The 16,288-nt window shown below is 40.5% G+C and carries 15 protein-coding genes; 5 read left to right on the forward strand and 10 right to left on the reverse strand.

What is annotated here, in order from left to right:
* Positions 1–113 precede the first annotated feature (113 nt).
* Both RI557_RS09610 and RI557_RS09615 read left to right on the forward strand, forming a co-directional pair.
* Positions 114–1,754, forward strand: a complete 1,641-nt coding sequence (locus RI557_RS09610) for an amidohydrolase (protein ID WP_310683492.1) — start codon at positions 114–116, stop codon at positions 1,752–1,754.
* Positions 1,738–2,382, forward strand: coding sequence for a CAP domain-containing protein (locus tag RI557_RS09615; RefSeq protein ID WP_310668752.1), 645 nt, complete (start codon positions 1,738–1,740; stop codon positions 2,380–2,382). The genes RI557_RS09610 and RI557_RS09615 overlap by 17 nt, the downstream gene beginning before the upstream one ends.
* Here RI557_RS09615 and RI557_RS09620 read toward each other — a convergent pair whose 3' ends face one another.
* Positions 2,383–3,396 (reverse strand): nitronate monooxygenase, encoded by a 1,014-nt coding sequence (locus RI557_RS09620; protein WP_310683494.1) that lies wholly within the window; start codon positions 3,394–3,396, stop codon positions 2,383–2,385.
* Positions 3,397–3,478: 82 nt separating this feature from the next.
* On the opposite strand from RI557_RS09620, the gene RI557_RS09625 reads away from it, so the two are divergent.
* The gene (locus RI557_RS09625) at positions 3,479–5,254 is read left to right on the forward strand and encodes a long-chain fatty acid--CoA ligase (protein WP_310668754.1); all 1,776 of its coding nucleotides are present in this window, start codon (positions 3,479–3,481) and stop codon (positions 5,252–5,254) included.
* Positions 5,255–5,276: 22 nt separating this feature from the next.
* Here the strand turns inward: RI557_RS09625 and RI557_RS09630 are convergent, their stop codons facing one another.
* The 4 genes from RI557_RS09630 to RI557_RS09645 are packed head-to-tail and all read right to left on the reverse strand — an operon-like array spanning position 5,277 to position 10,480.
* Positions 5,277–6,704 carry a TolC family protein gene (locus tag RI557_RS09630; RefSeq protein WP_310683496.1) on the reverse strand — a complete coding sequence of 476 codons (1,428 nt, stop codon included), beginning with the start codon at positions 6,702–6,704 and terminating at the stop codon, positions 5,277–5,279.
* On the reverse strand, positions 6,704–8,086 hold the full coding sequence (locus RI557_RS09635; protein WP_310668756.1) for a biotin/lipoyl-binding protein: 1,383 nt from the start codon (positions 8,084–8,086) through the stop codon (positions 6,704–6,706). Before RI557_RS09635 ends, RI557_RS09630 begins: the two co-directional genes overlap by 1 nt.
* On the reverse strand, positions 8,067–9,818 hold the full coding sequence (locus tag RI557_RS09640) for an ATP-binding cassette domain-containing protein (RefSeq protein WP_310668757.1): 1,752 nt from the start codon (positions 9,816–9,818) through the stop codon (positions 8,067–8,069). Before RI557_RS09640 ends, RI557_RS09635 begins: the two co-directional genes overlap by 20 nt.
* Entirely contained in the window at positions 9,815–10,480 is a 666-nt protein-coding gene (locus tag RI557_RS09645) for a TetR/AcrR family transcriptional regulator (protein WP_310668758.1), read from the reverse strand. Before RI557_RS09645 ends, RI557_RS09640 begins: the two co-directional genes overlap by 4 nt.
* 167 nt (positions 10,481–10,647) lie before the next feature.
* Between RI557_RS09645 and RI557_RS09650 the strand changes: the two genes are divergently transcribed.
* Together RI557_RS09650 and RI557_RS09655 are read left to right on the forward strand one after the other, a co-directional pair.
* Entirely contained in the window at positions 10,648–12,165 is a 1,518-nt protein-coding gene (locus RI557_RS09650) for a SulP family inorganic anion transporter (RefSeq protein ID WP_310668759.1), read from the forward strand.
* Between the two features lies 1 nt (position 12,166).
* Positions 12,167–12,796, forward strand: a complete 630-nt coding sequence (locus RI557_RS09655; RefSeq protein WP_310668760.1) for a carbonic anhydrase — start codon at positions 12,167–12,169, stop codon at positions 12,794–12,796.
* Here the strand turns inward: RI557_RS09655 and crcB are convergent.
* Genes crcB through hpt form a run of 5 tightly spaced genes read right to left on the reverse strand, consistent with a single transcriptional unit; the run spans position 12,793 to position 15,906 of the window.
* Positions 12,793–13,170, reverse strand: coding sequence for a fluoride efflux transporter CrcB (gene crcB, locus RI557_RS09660; protein ID WP_310668761.1), 378 nt, complete (start codon positions 13,168–13,170; stop codon positions 12,793–12,795). The genes RI557_RS09655 and crcB overlap by 4 nt on opposite strands.
* A complete protein-coding gene (locus RI557_RS09665) occupies positions 13,155–13,760 on the reverse strand; it encodes a phosphatase PAP2 family protein (protein WP_310668762.1) in 606 nt (201 codons plus the stop codon). Before RI557_RS09665 ends, crcB begins: the two co-directional genes overlap by 16 nt.
* Positions 13,753–14,775 carry a GTPase ObgE gene (obgE, locus tag RI557_RS09670; RefSeq protein WP_310668763.1) on the reverse strand — a complete coding sequence of 341 codons (1,023 nt, stop codon included), beginning with the start codon at positions 14,773–14,775 and terminating at the stop codon, positions 13,753–13,755. Before obgE ends, RI557_RS09665 begins: the two co-directional genes overlap by 8 nt.
* Positions 14,776–14,783: 8 nt before the next feature.
* Entirely contained in the window at positions 14,784–15,356 is a 573-nt protein-coding gene (locus RI557_RS09675) for an adenylate kinase (protein WP_310668764.1), read from the reverse strand.
* Positions 15,357–15,366: 10 nt separating this feature from the next.
* Entirely contained in the window at positions 15,367–15,906 is a 540-nt protein-coding gene (gene hpt, locus RI557_RS09680) for a hypoxanthine phosphoribosyltransferase (RefSeq protein ID WP_310683498.1), read from the reverse strand.
* Between the last annotated feature and the right edge of the window lie 382 nt (positions 15,907–16,288).

A 16,288-nucleotide genomic window follows, 5' to 3' on the forward strand; every position in this document is an offset into this window, starting at 1 on the left:
TCAGAAAGTAGCAGAATTATTGTTTTCATTAAAAGATCGAGCTATGATCTCGAAAACTATTGGATGCATTTCTAAATGAAGTCCTTAATTTGCGATAGATAAAATAAAATTAAATGAGAAACATAGTTCTTGTATCACTTGCGCTTGGGTTTATTACTTCCTGTTCAGGATTGCGAAAAGAAAAAGTTGACCTCATCGTTCACAACGGAACAATTTATACGGTCAATGAAACGAATGAAAAAGCTGAGGCGATGGCTATTCGGAATGATTCAATCATTGCCATCGGGGCAGAGCGCGAAATCATGAATCACTTTCAGTCTAAGAATACTGTTGACTTGCGCAGAAAGTTCATTTACCCGGGCTTTACTGATGGACATTGTCATTTTTACGGCTATGCAAAAAGCTTATTAAAAGTTGACCTTACCGGCACAAATAGTTGGGATGAATGTCTCAAAAAAACGAAAGCGTTTGCTCAAAAAAATGACACGAAATGGATAACAGGTAGAGGCTGGGATCAAAACGACTGGGAGAATAATGACTTTCCTACTAATGCTGAGCTCAACGAATTGTTTCCCAATAAGCCGGTTTTGCTCCAGCGAATTGACGGGCATGCTGCAATTGCCAATCAGGCTGCTTTTGAAGCTGCCGGTGTTTCTGTATCTGAAAATGTGAAAGGCGGAGAAATCAAACTCGATGATAACGGTAAGCCTACGGGGCTACTCATTGATAATGCCGTTTCATTAATTTCACGATCAGAGCCAGAGCCCGAAAGTTCACAGCTCCGTAGCGCAATTCTCGAAGCTCAACAAAATTGTTTTGCCGTTGGTTTAACGTCACTTTCTGATGCCGGATTGCCAATTCGAGACATTGAGGTTATGCGCAAAATGCAGCAGGATTCGGCACTGTTGTTGAGATTGTACGCAATGATTTCTTCAACTGATCCAAAGTTGGACAGTGTTCTTAAAAGTGGATTTATCCAGGATAAAAGTTTTACGCTAAGAAGCATCAAAATGTACGCTGATGGTGCGCTCGGGAGTAGAGGCGCAGCTCTTTTGAAACCGTATTCTGATGATCAGGATAATTATGGATTGATTCTCAATGACGAGGAATATTTCAAAGAAATAGCTCAAAAAGCAAATGAATATGACTTCCAGCTCAACACTCATTGCATTGGCGATTCAGCAAACAGATTGATTCTTGACATTTACGGTGAAGTCTTAAAAGGAACCAATGACAAACGCTGGAAAATTGAGCACGCGCAAATCGTGAACGAAGCTGATGTTTCAAAATTTCAGGAATACACAATTATTCCAAGTGTTCAGCCAACGCATGCAACTTCTGATGGTCCGTGGGCTCCTGAGCGACTCGGTGATAGAGTGAAAGACGCTTACATCTACAGCACACTACTCGATCAAAACAGAATTATCAACCTGGGAACCGATTTCCCGGTAGAGGGCATCGATCCATTGAAGACATTCTACAGCGCTGTTTTCAGGACTGAGCTCGGCTCTGACCGTGAACCTTTTCAACCAGAGGAGAGTTTAACGAGAGAAGAGGCGCTGCGCGGAATGACGATTTGGCCGGCTCTTTCAAACTTTGAGGAGAGCTACAAAGGTTCGCTGGAGAAAGGGAAGCTGGCAGATTTTGTGGTTCTGAACAAGAATATTATGACCGCTCCGCAAAAGGCATTTGAAGATGTTGAAGTAGTTTACACGTATTTAGGAGGAAAGAAAGTTTATGAAAACACTAAGTAGTTTAATAGTGATTGTTTTGCTGGGTTTGAACAGTATAGGTCAAATCCGGCTCAACGAGTTTTTTACTGATCAGGAAATTGCTCAAGCTGCAATAGCAACATCAGCAGATTACCTCACAGATGAAGAAAAGCAGGTTTTCACGATTACCAATTTGGCTCGTTTGTATCCCCAAAAATTCGCAGATGATTATTTACCTGCTTTTGTGGAAAGTGCACAACCATTTGAAAAATCGGGGAATTATCGCTCTTTGATCAGAGATCTGAAAAAAATGGAGGCCGTTCATGTGTTGAAACCTCAAAAGCTTCTTTATGATATCGCCCAGGAACACGCTGTGGATATGGGTGAAGCAGGGGAAATCGGTCATGACGGGGCAAATGGAAAGTCTTTCAGCAAGAGAATGCAGCCAATAATGGAAGAGTATTACGGTTACGGTGAAAATTGCCAATATGGCTATGATCAGGCTTCGTGGATTGTGATAGATCTCCTTATTGATGAGGGAATTCCGTCTCTCGATCACAGGAAGAATTTGCTCGCCAATGATTTTTATTTCATGGGAGCTTCAATTGAACCACACGAAAAATACCGTTTCAATTGCGTGCAGGTTTTTGCCGCGCAAAAGGAAAAGTGATTATTGCTCTTTTAGTAAACTGGTGGTTTCCTGAATAGACTTGATTGTTTCACCTTCAAGACGCTCAATGATTTTGCTCATGGGTGAAATATCTTCAATCATGTGCACGCTCTTTCCTGCAGACCAAATTCGTTTGTAGTTGTTGGCAGCTACAGATTTTTCGAGCTTTTTCATGCCCAGGTACTGTACCCACATCTTGAAGTATTTTTTGGTGGTTTTGTTTTTGGAGAGCCAACGCTCGAGGAAGTTTTGTTTGAGACCTATTTTTTTAGCTTCATCAGTATTGATCACAGAGCTAGGAGTTCCAGAAAGCTTTGTTGTCATCACGATATCATCCATTCCTGCATCAACTATCGCATTTTTGTATGCATCATTAACAGTTGCCTCGTTAGAAGCTATAAAGCGGGTGCCTACTGAAACACCTTCAGCCCCAAGAGCTAAAGAAGAGGTGATCGCGTTGCCGTGGGCAATTCCGCCAGCAGCAATCACCGGAATATTTGGAAAACGTTTTTTCAGAGCCGGAATCAAAATGTTCATCGGGTTGGGGCCAGCGTGGCCACCAGCTCCCTGGGTGACAGCTATAAAGCCGTCTGCCCCGGCATCAGCTACTTTTTGTGCGTGTTTCAGGTTTGTGACATCGCAAAAAACTTTTCCGCCATATTGGTGAGCAGCTTCAATAACTTCTGTCGGGTTTCCAAGGCTTGTGATATAAAACGGAACTTTTTGTTCAATACATATTTTGAGGTGTTTCTCGTAAAGCGGATTCGATTTTTGCACAATGAGGTTGACTCCGTAATGGCCTTTTCCGCCATTTTGTTGGTCGTAATCTTTTATTTCGGTCAGAACCTTTTCCAGCTCTCCGTCATTCCTAAAGTTGAGTGTGGGAAAAACGCCCATCACCTCATTGTCGATAGCTGCCTTTATCATTTGAGCATTTGAAACCAAAAACATAGGTGCTACAATTAATGGAAAACGGAGTTTGAGATCTTTGGAAAAGGCTGTTTCTACGACCATGAGAAAATAATGTTAATCTGCTATATCAATCAGGTTATCAAAATTAGTATTTTAGTGGAGCAACAAGTTAAAACAAAAAAGTATGTCGGCTGAATTGAAGAGGCTATTTGATGTTATCTACTACCAAAAGGATCAATTTCCACAACCTTCTTGTTTGTCATCAAAAGAGAATGGTGACTGGAAAAAGTGGAGTACAGAGGAAGTAATTGAACATGTAAATGCATTCAGTAGAGGCTTGCTCGCGATGGGGATTCAGCCGGGCGATAAAATTGCCCTTATTTCGAATAACAGACCGGAATGGTGTGTTGCAGATTTGGGTATTCTACAGGTTGGAGCAGTAGATGTTCCAATTTACCCAACTATTTCAGAAGAAGATTACAAGTATATTTTCAACCATGCTGAGATCAAACTCTGCATCGTTTCTGATGAAGAACTGCTGGGGAAAGTAAGGTCGATAGAAAATGAAGTGGAAACACTCAAAGCGGTTTACACTTTTGACCAAATCCGGGGAGCTGATCACTGGACGAAAATCCTGGATGCCGGATCTGACCAATACCAGGAAAAAGTTGATGAGATTAAAAGCAAAGTTAAGTCTGAAGATTTAGCTTCTATCATTTATACATCGGGCACTACAGGATTGCCAAAAGGGGTGATGTTGAGTCACTGGAACATTTTGTCAAATGCGATTGGCAGCAAGAAAAGATTGCCGGTTTCGCCTAACTCGCGCAGTTTATCGTTCTTGCCGGTTTGCCACATTTACGAACGAATGTTGCTCTATTTGTACATGCTTTCAGGTGTTAGCATTTACTTTGCCGAATCACTCGATACTATTAGTGATAACCTGCGAGAAGTGAAACCTCAGGTTTTTACGGCAGTTCCTCGATTATTGGAAAAAGTGTACGATAAGATTATCGAGAAAGGAGCGAGCCTCAGCGGAATAAAAAAAGCGCTTTTCTTTTGGGCTGTTTCGGTAGCTGAAAAATGGGAGCCTTACGGGAATACCTCTGGCTGGTACAAATTCAAACACAGTATTGCCGATAAGCTGATCTTTAGCAAATGGCGCGAAGCTGTTGGAGGAAATGCCCAGGCTGTAGCATCGGGAAGTGCTGCATTACAGCCACGATTGGCCAGAGTATTTAACGCAGCCGGAATACCGGTTATGGAGGGGTACGGACTCACTGAAACTTCTCCGGTAATTGCTGTGAATGAAATGGACAACAGAGGTTTCATGATAGGAACTGTGGGGAGAGTGCTCGAAAAGGTTGAAGTTAAAATCGCAGATGACGGTGAAATCCTATGTAAAGGTCCTAACGTGATGATGGGCTATTACAAAGATCCGGAACGTACTGATGATGTCATGACAGATAAGGAATGGTTTCATACCGGAGATATTGGTGAGTTTACCGGCCCAAAACACGATTTCCTTAAAATCACAGATCGCAAAAAAGAAATGTTCAAGACATCTGGCGGGAAGTACGTGGCTCCACAGCCCATTGAGAATATGCTAAAATCTTCGCGTTTTATTGAAAATGCTATCATCGTTGGTGAAGGTCAAAAACATCCTGCCGTGATTGTGGTTCCTAACTTTGAAAATGTTGAGTTTTGGTGTAAAAAGCACAATGTAAACTGCGGTTCTGAAAAAGAAGAAATCATTCAGAACCAAAAGGTGATTGATCGTATTTGGGAAGAAGTGACAAATTGCACCGATCACCTCGGGCGTTGGGAACAACCAAAGAAAATGGAACTCTGCGCTACAGAATGGACGATTGACGGAGGCGAACTCACACCAACACTAAAACTCAAACGCAGAGTTGTTCACGACAAATACAGTCACCTGATCGAGAAGATTTACAGTTGATGAGAGGTTTAGGCTCTGAGCGTTAAAACTGCCTGAATAATACACCGCTCAATTCCATGACTTTGGTTTGAGCTATTTTGTGTTTTCGTTGCAAGTCTGTGAGTTTTTCCTGTGCTGAGACGAGCTTCATTTGACGTGAGTTTATGAGAAAGACAGAGCTTTCACCATTATCGAATTTAATTTCTTCAGCCCGGAGTAATTTCTCGTAGTTTTTTACCGCCTCGGTTTGAATGTTGAGCTGTTCGTTGAGGTTGATGAGCTTATTGATAGCAGCGTTGAGCTTGTTTTTCACATTTAACATTTCGCTCGACATTTCAAAATTTGCCATGTCGAGTTTTGCGTTTGCAGCAGCAACTTCACCGCGTCCGTCTCTCAGGAAAAGGGGCATTTTAAAATCGATACCAAATTTGTAGTTATTGTTGAGGTAAGCTCGTTGCAACTCAGCATTTTCGTAGTTATCATAACCACTCAGGTAATTGTAAGAGAGATCGAGTTGAGGCTTGAGTTTTTCCAGTTTAAGCCTTCTGTCTATTTGAGCCTGCTGAATCTTAGCACGATTCATCCTGAGTTTAGGGTGGAGGCTGTAAATGTTGTTGAGCCATGATTGAGCGCTGTCGTTAACTGTTTCTTTTGTTTTTACAACATCGGTCAGATCCTGGGGCCGCATGTCAGCTTCTAATTCGAGCGGAACTTCATCTTTCCAAAGAAATGTTTCCAGTTCCATCTTTGCTTCAACAACTAATTGCCTGGCATCGATCACGTTGATTCGTTGTTGCTGTACAGTTAAGAATGACTCGGTAGTGTCTATTGCCGGTAAGTCACCGCCCAAATAGCTCTGCACGATTCCTTCAAAACGCTCCTGGGCGAGATCGAGCGCGTTCTGATCGATATTCAATAGCGCGTTAGCCTGTGACCATTTCCAATATGCTGATGCCGCATCCTGCAATAAGCTGTTGAGCTCGAGGATTCGCTCGGCCTGTGACAAATTTGTCATTGCCTGTGCTTTCCTGAGTTGCGCTCTCCGCTGATCGATGAAAAGGCGCTTACCTACAGGAACTTTTACACCGGCAACCAGTAATCCGTTTTCGGGGACATTGTTTTCAGGATTTAGGTAAGTTCCGCGGTTGTATTCGTAAGCTACTTTTCCCTCTATTCCGAACCATGTTGGAACTTTTAGTCCGTATTCTGAGATGTGGTAATATTCAGATCCGGCAAATCTTTTTTGATTGACACCACCGTAGAGTTGCGGATCGAATCCACCCCTTGCAGACTTCAGGTTTCCTTCAGCCTGATCGACAAGTAGCCTGGCGTTTTTGGCAAGAGGATGCTCATTTTTCACCCACATCATGTATTGGTCAAAGGTGAGCACCTGGCCTTCTTCATCCTGTGCGTTAACCAGAGATGATCCAAAGACACAAAGTAGCATCAAAATTATCGCAACCTTGTTCATTACTTGATTACGTGCTTTGGTTCAACTTTGATCTTGGTTTTGTTGGCGTTTGAGTTTGGAGCGTTTTCATCGATTGACTCGTAAAAATTAGGAGGGAAACCGTTGAATTGACGCCATAGCTCATACCAAACAGGAACTTCACCAAGTAAAATAAATCCTCTTACACCTCCACCCATTCTAATAAGCTCCGGCCAATCTACATCCTCTGGTGGAGCAACGAGAATTCTAAATTTATTGTTGTTGCTGCTCACGTTGTCGAGACCAACCACTTCAGCAGGGTAGGTTCCTATTGATAAATTGGGCCATCCTGAGAAAACAAATGCCGGCCAGCCATCAAACTGTAGTCTAACATTATTTCCTTCATGCACAAGTGGAAAATCAACCGGATCAATATAAAGTGTAGCAGCAAGCTTGGCATTCTTTTTCACAAACCTCACGATTCCCTGTCCCTGTTTAATGTTTTGTCCAACACCTCCCTGAAGTGTTTCAGCAATGTAACCGTTATATGGAGCTGTGACGTACCGGTAACCTACGCGTTTTTCGTAATTCGATAGTCGATTACGTAATTTGTTGAGGGAGCCTTCAGTTTCTGAAAGTCCATATCTCGCTTCAGCGAGTGTGCTTTTAGTTTTAGCAATTTTTTCGTTGTATTGGTTTTCGATTGAGTTGAGTTCAATCTCTGCGTTTAGTACTTGATTTTGACTGGATAATAATTTGCTTTGTGCTGAAATGAGTTTAGCCCGTTCTTTTTGAAGGCTATTTTGCCTCTTTTCCAGTTGGGTTTTTGATTTGAGTCCCTGCTCAAATAAGTTTTGTTGACGAGTTAGCTGGTTCTCTGCAATTTCAAAATTTACTTTTGCAGCTTCGTAGTCAATGCTATCAGCAGTAACTTTAAGATTAGCTTGTTTGAGTTTATTTCTAGCTTGAGAGAGTTTGATTTCTTTTCCCTCAATAAATGTTATTAATTGGTTTTCAAGGGCCTCTATTTTTTCTTTGTAAGAACTTACGGCACTTTCCTTATTTCGAACCTGACTTTTTGTTCTTTCGATCAATTGAGGGTCAAAATACTGGTCTTTTATTTCAGAGATATGGATAATTGTATCCCCTTTTTGAACCTCCTGGCCTTCTCTTACAAACCATTTTTCAATTCTACCGTCAATTGTCGATTGAATGGTTTGAGGACGTTCACCGGGTGAAAGTGACGTGACTTTACCAGTGGCATTGATATTTTGAGTCCAGGGAAGGAATAGAATTATCACAAAGGCCACAAAAAGCACGATTAACCAGTATGCCAATATTCTACCAAACCGAATATTGGAAATGGTTCCAAGGGATTTTAAATCCCTTATTTCATCCATGTTATCACTGAATAAAGAGTTCATCAAAGTACGGTTTAGTTTTAATTTCAGCGAATGTTCCCTGGTCTATTATTTGACCTTCTTTCATGATTAATATTCTATCACATTTTGAAGCGAATAAGGTATCGTTTGAAACGCCAATCAATGTCCATGGATGGGTTTTATCAGTTAAATAATTTGCCAATCGCTCTCTTTCACTTTTTTGAAGATTGTGCATGAATTCTTCCATAACCAAAAGCTTAGGATCGCACACGATGGCTCTTGCAATTTTTATTTTTCTCAATACACTTTTTGAAAGATACTTCCCTTCGGCCAAAATTGGTTCGTTGAGTCCGTCCTTTTGGTTCTGAATGAAATTCTCCATCCCGAGAGCGGCCACAACTTCACGAACTGTTTTCATAGATATATCACGGCCCATCACGATGTTTTCAAGTACTGTACCGTCAAATACATCTTCGTAGGGTAATACATCGCCTATGTTGCTCCTCAATGATTCAAGTTGAAAGTTGCCAAATGGATACCCGTTGTAACTGAGTTCTCCTTCAAATTCTTCGAGCATTCCTGAGAATAAATTGGTTAAAATACCTTTACCTGAGCCATTGTAACCAGTGACGCAAACGCGTTCTCCTTTGGCTATTTCAAGATCGATGTCTTTTAAAAGCTTCCTGCCATGAAGCCCCTTGTAAGTGATATTCTTGAGTATAACTGAAATTGCTTTTTCATCACCAAACAGTTCGTTGGCATCATTTCCTTCACGATTGTCTTCAATATCAACATCTGTTACAACTCCTAGTTTGTCAGTTGCGGTAAGTACATCGTAAATAGTTTCAATGCTGAGAAGAAGTTTTTCTACTGAAGTGATAATGATCAAGATGATGATTTCAGCGGCAACAAATTGTCCAAGGTTGATTTCCTGTTCAATTACAAGAAGGGAACCAACTATCAATAATCCGGCAGTGATAATTGTTTTAAACAGGATGATGCTGCCGTATTGATAAACGAGTATATTGAAGTGTTTTTTTCTGGCTCCAAGATAATTGACCACTAACGAATCGGTTCGTTTAAATGGCAGTTTAGATTTTCCAATAATCTTGAACGTATCCATCGTTCTTGCCATTTCTTCTAACCAATAAACTAGTTGGTATTTGTAAGTAGATTCCTTAATGCTGGTGTTGAGACCTTTAGCTCCTGTAAACTTGAAAATCACGTAGAGCATGACGATGAGCAACAGGCTAAATGCAATGAATACCGGGTGATAAGCTGCTAATAGTAAGAGCCCAAAAATGATTTGGATTATTGCAGATGCAAAATCGATGAGGAGCTTTGACAGGCCTTTTTGAATTGTCATAGTATCAAAAAAGCGGTTCATGAGCTCAGGCGGATAGAGATCCTGTAACCCTTCAGTTTTAAACTTGGGTATTCGCCATGAGAATGAGAATGATGCGCGGGTAAAAATGCGTTGTTGAATAACCTCCGCTACAAACAGTTGCATGATTTGCATACTCCCGCTAAACATAACCCCAAGAGTCACTACAATAACCAAAATAACCCATGAGGATGAGAGAGCTGCTCCACCCATGATCAACCCTATAATCGCTTGAATACCCAGTGGTAAAATCAAATTTACAAGGCCGTTAAAAACGGTGTAGGTGAGCATGTAAATGATATCCTTCTTATCTGGGGATAACAGATTGAAGAACTCATAAACAGGGTTCTTTTTCTTTTTTGCTTTTTTATCTAATTCTTCTTCAATCATTTATTCATTTTAATAACCGAAAAAACGATATTCTTACAAAACTCAACTAAGGAACAATTTTTATCTTTTACATTAGTCAAAGAAGGAAGATGATCAGCAAAATAAACCTGACTGTGAGTAGCTTCTATTATTAATGTGATTAAGCTCTCAGCGTATTTATAGTCAGGAATTATTTCGCGAACTACATCGGCTAATTGTTTGGTTAACAATTTGTAGCTTTTGAAATAACCTTCTCTGTTGTTAATATCTACATTTTTTCTCAAATAAGTTTTGGCACTTTCACTTATAATGATGCGATGCAAGGCTTGTTCATCAATGTGAGTAAAGTTAGGGTCTCTTTCAATTGGTTGTGTAAGAAGTTCTATAATAATTTCAAGCTTGGAATAAGGGTCAACAACGTTGTTGACTGAAAAGTTTACTCTGTACTCCATCCAGTTCCAGTACCAACTGTTGAGATAGGCTAATAACTGATATTTATTCTCGAAATAGCGGTATATGGATGCTTCAGTGGAGTTGATTTTTTTGGAAAGCTTCCTGAATGTAAAGTTTTCCAATCCCCATTTGTCGATAAGCGCAATAGAGTCGCTAACGATTAAACGACCCAGCTCACTCGTTTCCGGGTCCTTGATGTAAATCTTTTCATTTAACTTTATCTGGATCATTAAATGATAATTGAATTAACAGATGCAATAGTAATACTATCAATTAAAATGTAGGTGTCATTTTTTGTTAAGTATTGTTATCTGCGGTTCTGAATTTCTTAAATTTACAGGAATTTATAGCATATTTACTGTTTCATTCAAAGTGACAAAATTTAAAGAAACCCTACATGTTTAAACACCTCGGTAAAGATTTACCAGCCTCAATTGTTGTTTTTCTCGTTGCATTACCGCTTTGTCTTGGAATTGCACTAGCATCTGGCGCACCGTTGTTTTCAGGTCTTATTTCAGGTATTGTAGGCGGAATTGTAGCGGGAGCATTGAGTGGCTCACACACTGCAGTGAGTGGTCCGGCTGCCGGACTCACAGTAATAGTGCTTAACGGAATTGAAACTCTTGGTTCATTTGAAGTATTTCTTCTGGCGGTTTTAATGGCCGGTGTGCTTCAGTTTCTTTTAGGAGTGGTCAGAGCCGGGGTTATCGGGTATTACTTTCCCACCTCTGTCATTAAAGGCATGTTGGCGGCAATCGGGTTGATATTGATTTTGAAGCAAATTCCGCATGCTTTTGGTTACGATGCTGATCCGGAAGGGGACATGAATTTTATTCAGATTGATCATGAAAATACTTTTTCTGAAATCATTAATGCGATGAATTTTATTCATCCCGGGGCTTTGATTGTGAGTATGATGTGCCTTCTTGTTTTAATACTGCTCAAGTCAACTAAGCTGAGTGAGATGAAATTACTGGCCTATGTTCCCGCTGAACTTTGGGTTGTTTTACTTGGTATTGGGTTAAACTCACTTTTTAAGTTACAATTTACCGGTTTGGAAATTGAAAAATCACATCTCGTGGATTTGCCCGTGGCTGATGATTTAATGGCCTTTGCCGGTCAGTTTTCACTTCCCGATTTCTCGGCATTTGGAAATTCAGATTTATACCTGATAACTGTTACAATAGCTATGGTAGCGAGCCTTGAAACGCTTCTCAGTTTAGAGGCTGCTGATAAACTGGATCCTAAAAAAAGAATATCACCGGCAAACAGAGAGTTGAGAGCACAGGGAGTAGCAAATGTTGTTTCAGGCTTTATAGGTGGGTTGCCTGTAACTGCTGTAATTGTTAGGAGTACAGCCAATATTTCGGCTGGCGGACAAACAAAAATGAGCGCTATTATTCATGGTGTTTTACTTTTGGTTTGCATCTACTTCATCCCCGATTTTTTAAACTTAATCCCATTATCCTGCCTTGCTGCAATCCTACTGGTAGTTGGCTATAAGTTGATTAAACCATCAGTTATAAAAGCAATGTACAAAAAAGGAAAAGATCAGTTCATTCCTTTTGTCGTAACAATCATTGCTATCATGTTTTCAGATCTCTTGATAGGAATTGGTATTGGGTTAGCGGTTGGACTGCTATTTGTCGTGAGATCAAATTTTAGAAAGGCATTCACTTTTAACGAATACAAAGGAAATTACCTGCTTCGGTTCAATAAAGATGTCACATTTGTTAATAAGGCTCTGATTCTTAATCAGCTTGAAAAAGTAAAAGATGATAGTCATCTCATTATTGATGCCACTCAATCTAACTTTATTGATAGTGACATCAGGGAAGCATTGAATAACTTCAAAGATTCAGCAGTAGATAGAAATATTACAGTTGAATACGAGGGACTTAAATTAGAAGATTAGCATGGAATCACACGAAAGATTAATACTGGAAAACAAAGCCTGGGCTGAAGAAATCACATCAAAAACTCCTGATTACTTCAAAAAGCTGGCTATGGGGCAAACTCCTAAACATCTTTGGATAGGATGTAGTGACAGCAGAGTCCCGGCAAATAAAATTACCAACTCAAACCCCGGTGACATTTTTGTTCATCGCAACATAGCCAATATGGTTGTGCATACTGATTTTAATTTCCTCAGTGTATTGCAATACGCTGTTGAAGAGTTGAAAGTTGAAAATATAATCGTTTGCGGTCATTATGGTTGTGGTGGAGTAAAAGCAGCTCTCTCAAGTCAAAACATGGGGCTACTCAACAAATGGATTCGCAATATCAAAGATGTTATCTACCATCATAAAGATGACCTCAAAGGCATTGAAGGTGATGAAAAAGTGGACAAGCTGGTTGAGCTAAACGTAAAGGAGCAGGCCGGTAACCTGGCGCGTACTTCAATCGTTCAGAAAGCGTGGAAATATCGCGATAAACCATTGAACGTTTTGGGGTGGGTTTTTGACACGGGAACCGGCTTGATTAAAGAAGTTGCTAAAATGGATAAAGACACGGAAATCGATAAGATTTACAAATACGACTTTTAATTGACCGGTAATTTGAGAAGCGCATAAATAGCAGCACAACAAAGTAAAACACTTACTAAAATATTGAGGATAGCAATTCCGTATTGTTGCGACTTTAGCAGCAAAACAGTCTCATAACCGAAAGTGCTAAAGGTGCTGAATCCTCCGCAAAAACCTATTACTACAAGAGGTTTTATCCAGTCAAATCTTCCTGATAGCTGGCTATAAACACCAATGCTCATTGCTAAAATCACGCATGCCAGTAAATTAGAAATGAGTGTAGCCAGCGGTAAATTTTGATCAAAGTTTTTCACGGTCAGAACCGAAACCCCAAACCTACAAACTGATCCCAGTCCGCCACCCAAAAAAACGAATGCTACTATTTTCCAATCCATGCTGAGTGTAATTTATTGAGCAAGAAACCCACGAGCAAGCCGTATAGGGTTCCGACCATTGCGCCAACTAAAATATCTCCGGGGTAGTGTACGCCCAGGTAAATGCGGGAATAAGATACAAAGAAAGCCCAGATCAACAGGGTGATTGTGATGCTTTTGTTTTTGAAAATGATCGAAAGCAGTCCAAATAAAGCAAACGAATTTGCTGCATGACTCGATGCGAAACCGAATTTTCCGCCTTTGTAAACATGTCCTTTTGCGTATTCGTAAAACTCCGTGAATGGAGCTGTCACCGGATCATGAGAAGGTCTTAGTCGCTCGAAGAATGGCTTCATAAACCCTGATGTTGTTTGATCTGCCAGTGTGATGGTTGCCCCTACAGCTACAGCCAGCAAACCTAAACTCTTCCACATTTTAACCTGATATCCTGAGCTGAGGTGATGCCACGTTTTCACGAAAAGAAAAAAATAGAAGGGAATCCAGGTTTTGGTTTCTGTAATGATCCAAAAGAATTCGTCCCAAAAGTTTGATTGCAAGCTATTGAGAAACAAAAAAAGTCGCTGATCTATTTCAATGATTGACTCAAGCATCTTCAGGAATTTCTATGGCTTGCCATAGTTTGTCTTTGAGCTCGGCAAGTCCTGTTTGTGCAACTGATGAAATGAAAACATAGGGAATGTCACCTGGCAACTCTTGCTTGAGCTCACCTATCAATTCCTCATCCAGCATATCAGCTTTTGTGATGGCTAAAACGCGATTTTTATCCAATAACTGCGGATTGTATTTTTTCAATTCCCCGATGAGTACTTCGTATTCGTGCTTGACATCGTCACTATCACACGGAACCATAAAGAGCAGAGCGGCATTTCGTTCAATGTGTCTCAAGAAGCGAATTCCCAAACCTTTTCCCTCAGCAGCTCCTTCGATGATTCCGGGAATATCGGCCATTACAAAACTTCTGTCGTCACGGTAAGAGATCATACCTAAATTAGGTGTGAGCGTGGTGAAAGGATAATTTGCAATCTCAGGTTTGGCAGCACTCAGAACCGAGAGTAGTGTAGATTTTCCGGCATTTGGAAAACCAACGAGGCCTACATCAGCAAGGAGCTTTAATTCCAGAATTTTCCAGCTTTCGTGCCCACCTTCTCCGGGTTGAGCATAACGGGGAGTTTGATTCGTTGATGACTTGAAATGCGTGTTTCCCAGTCCGCCACGACCACCGTAAAGCAGCACATGCTCTTCGTTGTGTTCGGTAACTTCAAAGGCTATTTCATTGGTCTCGGCATCCCGGGCAACGGTTCCGAGTGGCACTTCTAAAATCAAATCATCACCTTGTGCACCTGTTGAACGCTGTTTACCACCATCGCCACCGTGGCCGGCTTTTACGTGTTTGCGGTATTTCAGGTGTAGTAATGTCCAAAGCTGTTTATTGCCTTTGACGATTACATGACCACCTCTACCACCATCACCGCCATCAGGGCCGCCTTTTGGTACAAACTTTTCACGTCTTAAATGAGCAGATCCGCTACCTCCATTTCCTGAAGTACAGTGAATCTTGACGTAATCAACAAAATTTGATTGTTGCTCTTTGCGGTTCTTACTCATTTATCAGTTTACTTCTTTTCAATTGCGTGATACAGGCGATTGGTGATTTCATCGATTTCACCAACTCCGTCAATACTTTCAAACTTATCCTGGTTGCGGTAGTAATCTTTGAGCGGAGCCGTTTTCTTTTGATACTCTTCAATTCTGTTGCGGATGATTCCTTCATTTTGATCATCAGCTCTTCCGCTTTCTTTTCCGCGCGCTAAAAGGCGCTTGATCAACTCTTCTTCCTCAACTTCAAGAGCAACCATTTTGGTTACTTCAGTTTGTTTTCTCGCGAGGAATTTATCCAGGGCTTCAGCCTGGTGGACAGTTCTCGGGAATCCGTCAAAGATGAAACCATTAGCATCCTGATGCTTGTCAACTTCGCTTTCCAGAAGTTTAATAGTTAGAGAATCAGGAACTAACTCGCCTTTGTCGATATAGCTTTTCGCTTCTTTTCCCAGTTCAGTTTCGCCTTTGATATTGGCTCTGAATATGTCACCGGTTGATAAGTGGATAAGACCGTAGTGGTCGCGTATTCTTTCTGACTGAGTCCCTTTTCCTGCACCGGGAGGGCCGAATAACACTAAATTCAACATATCTATAGATTTAATCTGCTACAATTTTATAAATATCTTTCAGGTTCCTGCCGGCTCCATCATAATCTAAACCGTAGCCGATGATGAAGTCGTTTGGAATTTCAAAAAGGGCATAATCAATCATATGCTCGAGCTTGTAACTATCGGGTTTTAAAAGCAGACTGCAAATTGCTATTGAAGCCGGATTGTGTTTTTTGAGCTCGTTCACCAGTACATCAATTGTCCTGCCTGTATCTACAATATCTTCAATGATGACAATCGACTGACCTTCAATATCAGTTGGTGCACCGATCAACTGTTTTACTTTTCCGGTTGATTCAGTGCCTTTGTACGATGCGCATTTCACAAATTGAATCTCACAATCCAGCTCCACATGCTTCATGAGATCAGCACTGAACATGAATGCTCCATTCAGAACCGGAAGAAAAATTGGGGTTTGACCCTCATAATCATCGTTTATCTTCGAAGCAACATCAACAATCCTTTTCTCAATTTCATCATGCGTGATGAAAGGCTTAAACTGCTTGTCTTTAATCCTAATTAACCCCATAATACGAAAGCGCAAAGGTAATATTTTCCATAATGCTCAGTCAAAGTGAGCTAAAATCGCTTTTGTAAAAAAAGTTGGCAACTTTATTTTTTGATTTCCAGACTAGAAAAGTATATATTAACGTTATTTTTATGTTAAAAACAAGCTTTTTTTAACAAACCTCTTACCTGCGGTTATTCAAGACTCGATAAGGGAAAGAGCACTATTAAAAGATGTTTATTAAACACCTTATTACCCTAAAGTGTTGATTACTATTTTCTTTTTCATACCTTTATAAAAGATTTTTAACCCTTAAACACATACGCTATGAAAAAGATTGGTCTTTTAATCATTGTACTTTTTTCAATTCTTGTAAATACTGTTAATGCTCAGGTAAATGATA

It is taken from the genome of Salibacter sp., assembly GCF_031581065.1.
Taxonomy (GTDB): Bacteria; Bacteroidota; Bacteroidia; order Flavobacteriales_G; family Salibacteraceae; genus Salibacter.

Excerpts from the sequence above, each read along its gene's own strand:
- RI557_RS09610 (WP_310683492.1), top strand. The coding sequence starts at position 114 with ATGAGAAACATAGTTCTTGTATCACTTGCGCTTGGGTTTATTACTTCC.
- RI557_RS09615 (WP_310668752.1), top strand. The coding sequence starts at position 1,738 with ATGAAAACACTAAGTAGTTTAATAGTGATTGTTTTGCTGGGTTTGAAC.
- RI557_RS09620 (WP_310683494.1), bottom strand. The coding sequence starts at position 3,396 with ATGGTCGTAGAAACAGCCTTTTCCAAAGATCTCAAACTCCGTTTTCCA.
- RI557_RS09625 (WP_310668754.1), top strand. The coding sequence starts at position 3,479 with ATGTCGGCTGAATTGAAGAGGCTATTTGATGTTATCTACTACCAAAAG.
- RI557_RS09630 (WP_310683496.1), bottom strand. The coding sequence starts at position 6,704 with ATGAACAAGGTTGCGATAATTTTGATGCTACTTTGTGTCTTTGGATCA.
- RI557_RS09635 (WP_310668756.1), bottom strand. The coding sequence starts at position 8,086 with ATGAACTCTTTATTCAGTGATAACATGGATGAAATAAGGGATTTAAAA.
- RI557_RS09640 (WP_310668757.1), bottom strand. The coding sequence starts at position 9,818 with ATGATTGAAGAAGAATTAGATAAAAAAGCAAAAAAGAAAAAGAACCCT.
- RI557_RS09645 (WP_310668758.1), bottom strand. The coding sequence starts at position 10,480 with ATGATCCAGATAAAGTTAAATGAAAAGATTTACATCAAGGACCCGGAA.
- RI557_RS09650 (WP_310668759.1), top strand. The coding sequence starts at position 10,648 with ATGTTTAAACACCTCGGTAAAGATTTACCAGCCTCAATTGTTGTTTTT.
- RI557_RS09655 (WP_310668760.1), top strand. The coding sequence starts at position 12,167 with ATGGAATCACACGAAAGATTAATACTGGAAAACAAAGCCTGGGCTGAA.
- crcB (WP_310668761.1), bottom strand. The coding sequence starts at position 13,170 with ATGGATTGGAAAATAGTAGCATTCGTTTTTTTGGGTGGCGGACTGGGA.
- RI557_RS09665 (WP_310668762.1), bottom strand. The coding sequence starts at position 13,760 with ATGCTTGAGTCAATCATTGAAATAGATCAGCGACTTTTTTTGTTTCTC.
- obgE (WP_310668763.1), bottom strand. The coding sequence starts at position 14,775 with ATGAGTAAGAACCGCAAAGAGCAACAATCAAATTTTGTTGATTACGTC.
- RI557_RS09675 (WP_310668764.1), bottom strand. The coding sequence starts at position 15,356 with ATGTTGAATTTAGTGTTATTCGGCCCTCCCGGTGCAGGAAAAGGGACT.
- hpt (WP_310683498.1), bottom strand. The coding sequence starts at position 15,906 with ATGGGGTTAATTAGGATTAAAGACAAGCAGTTTAAGCCTTTCATCACG.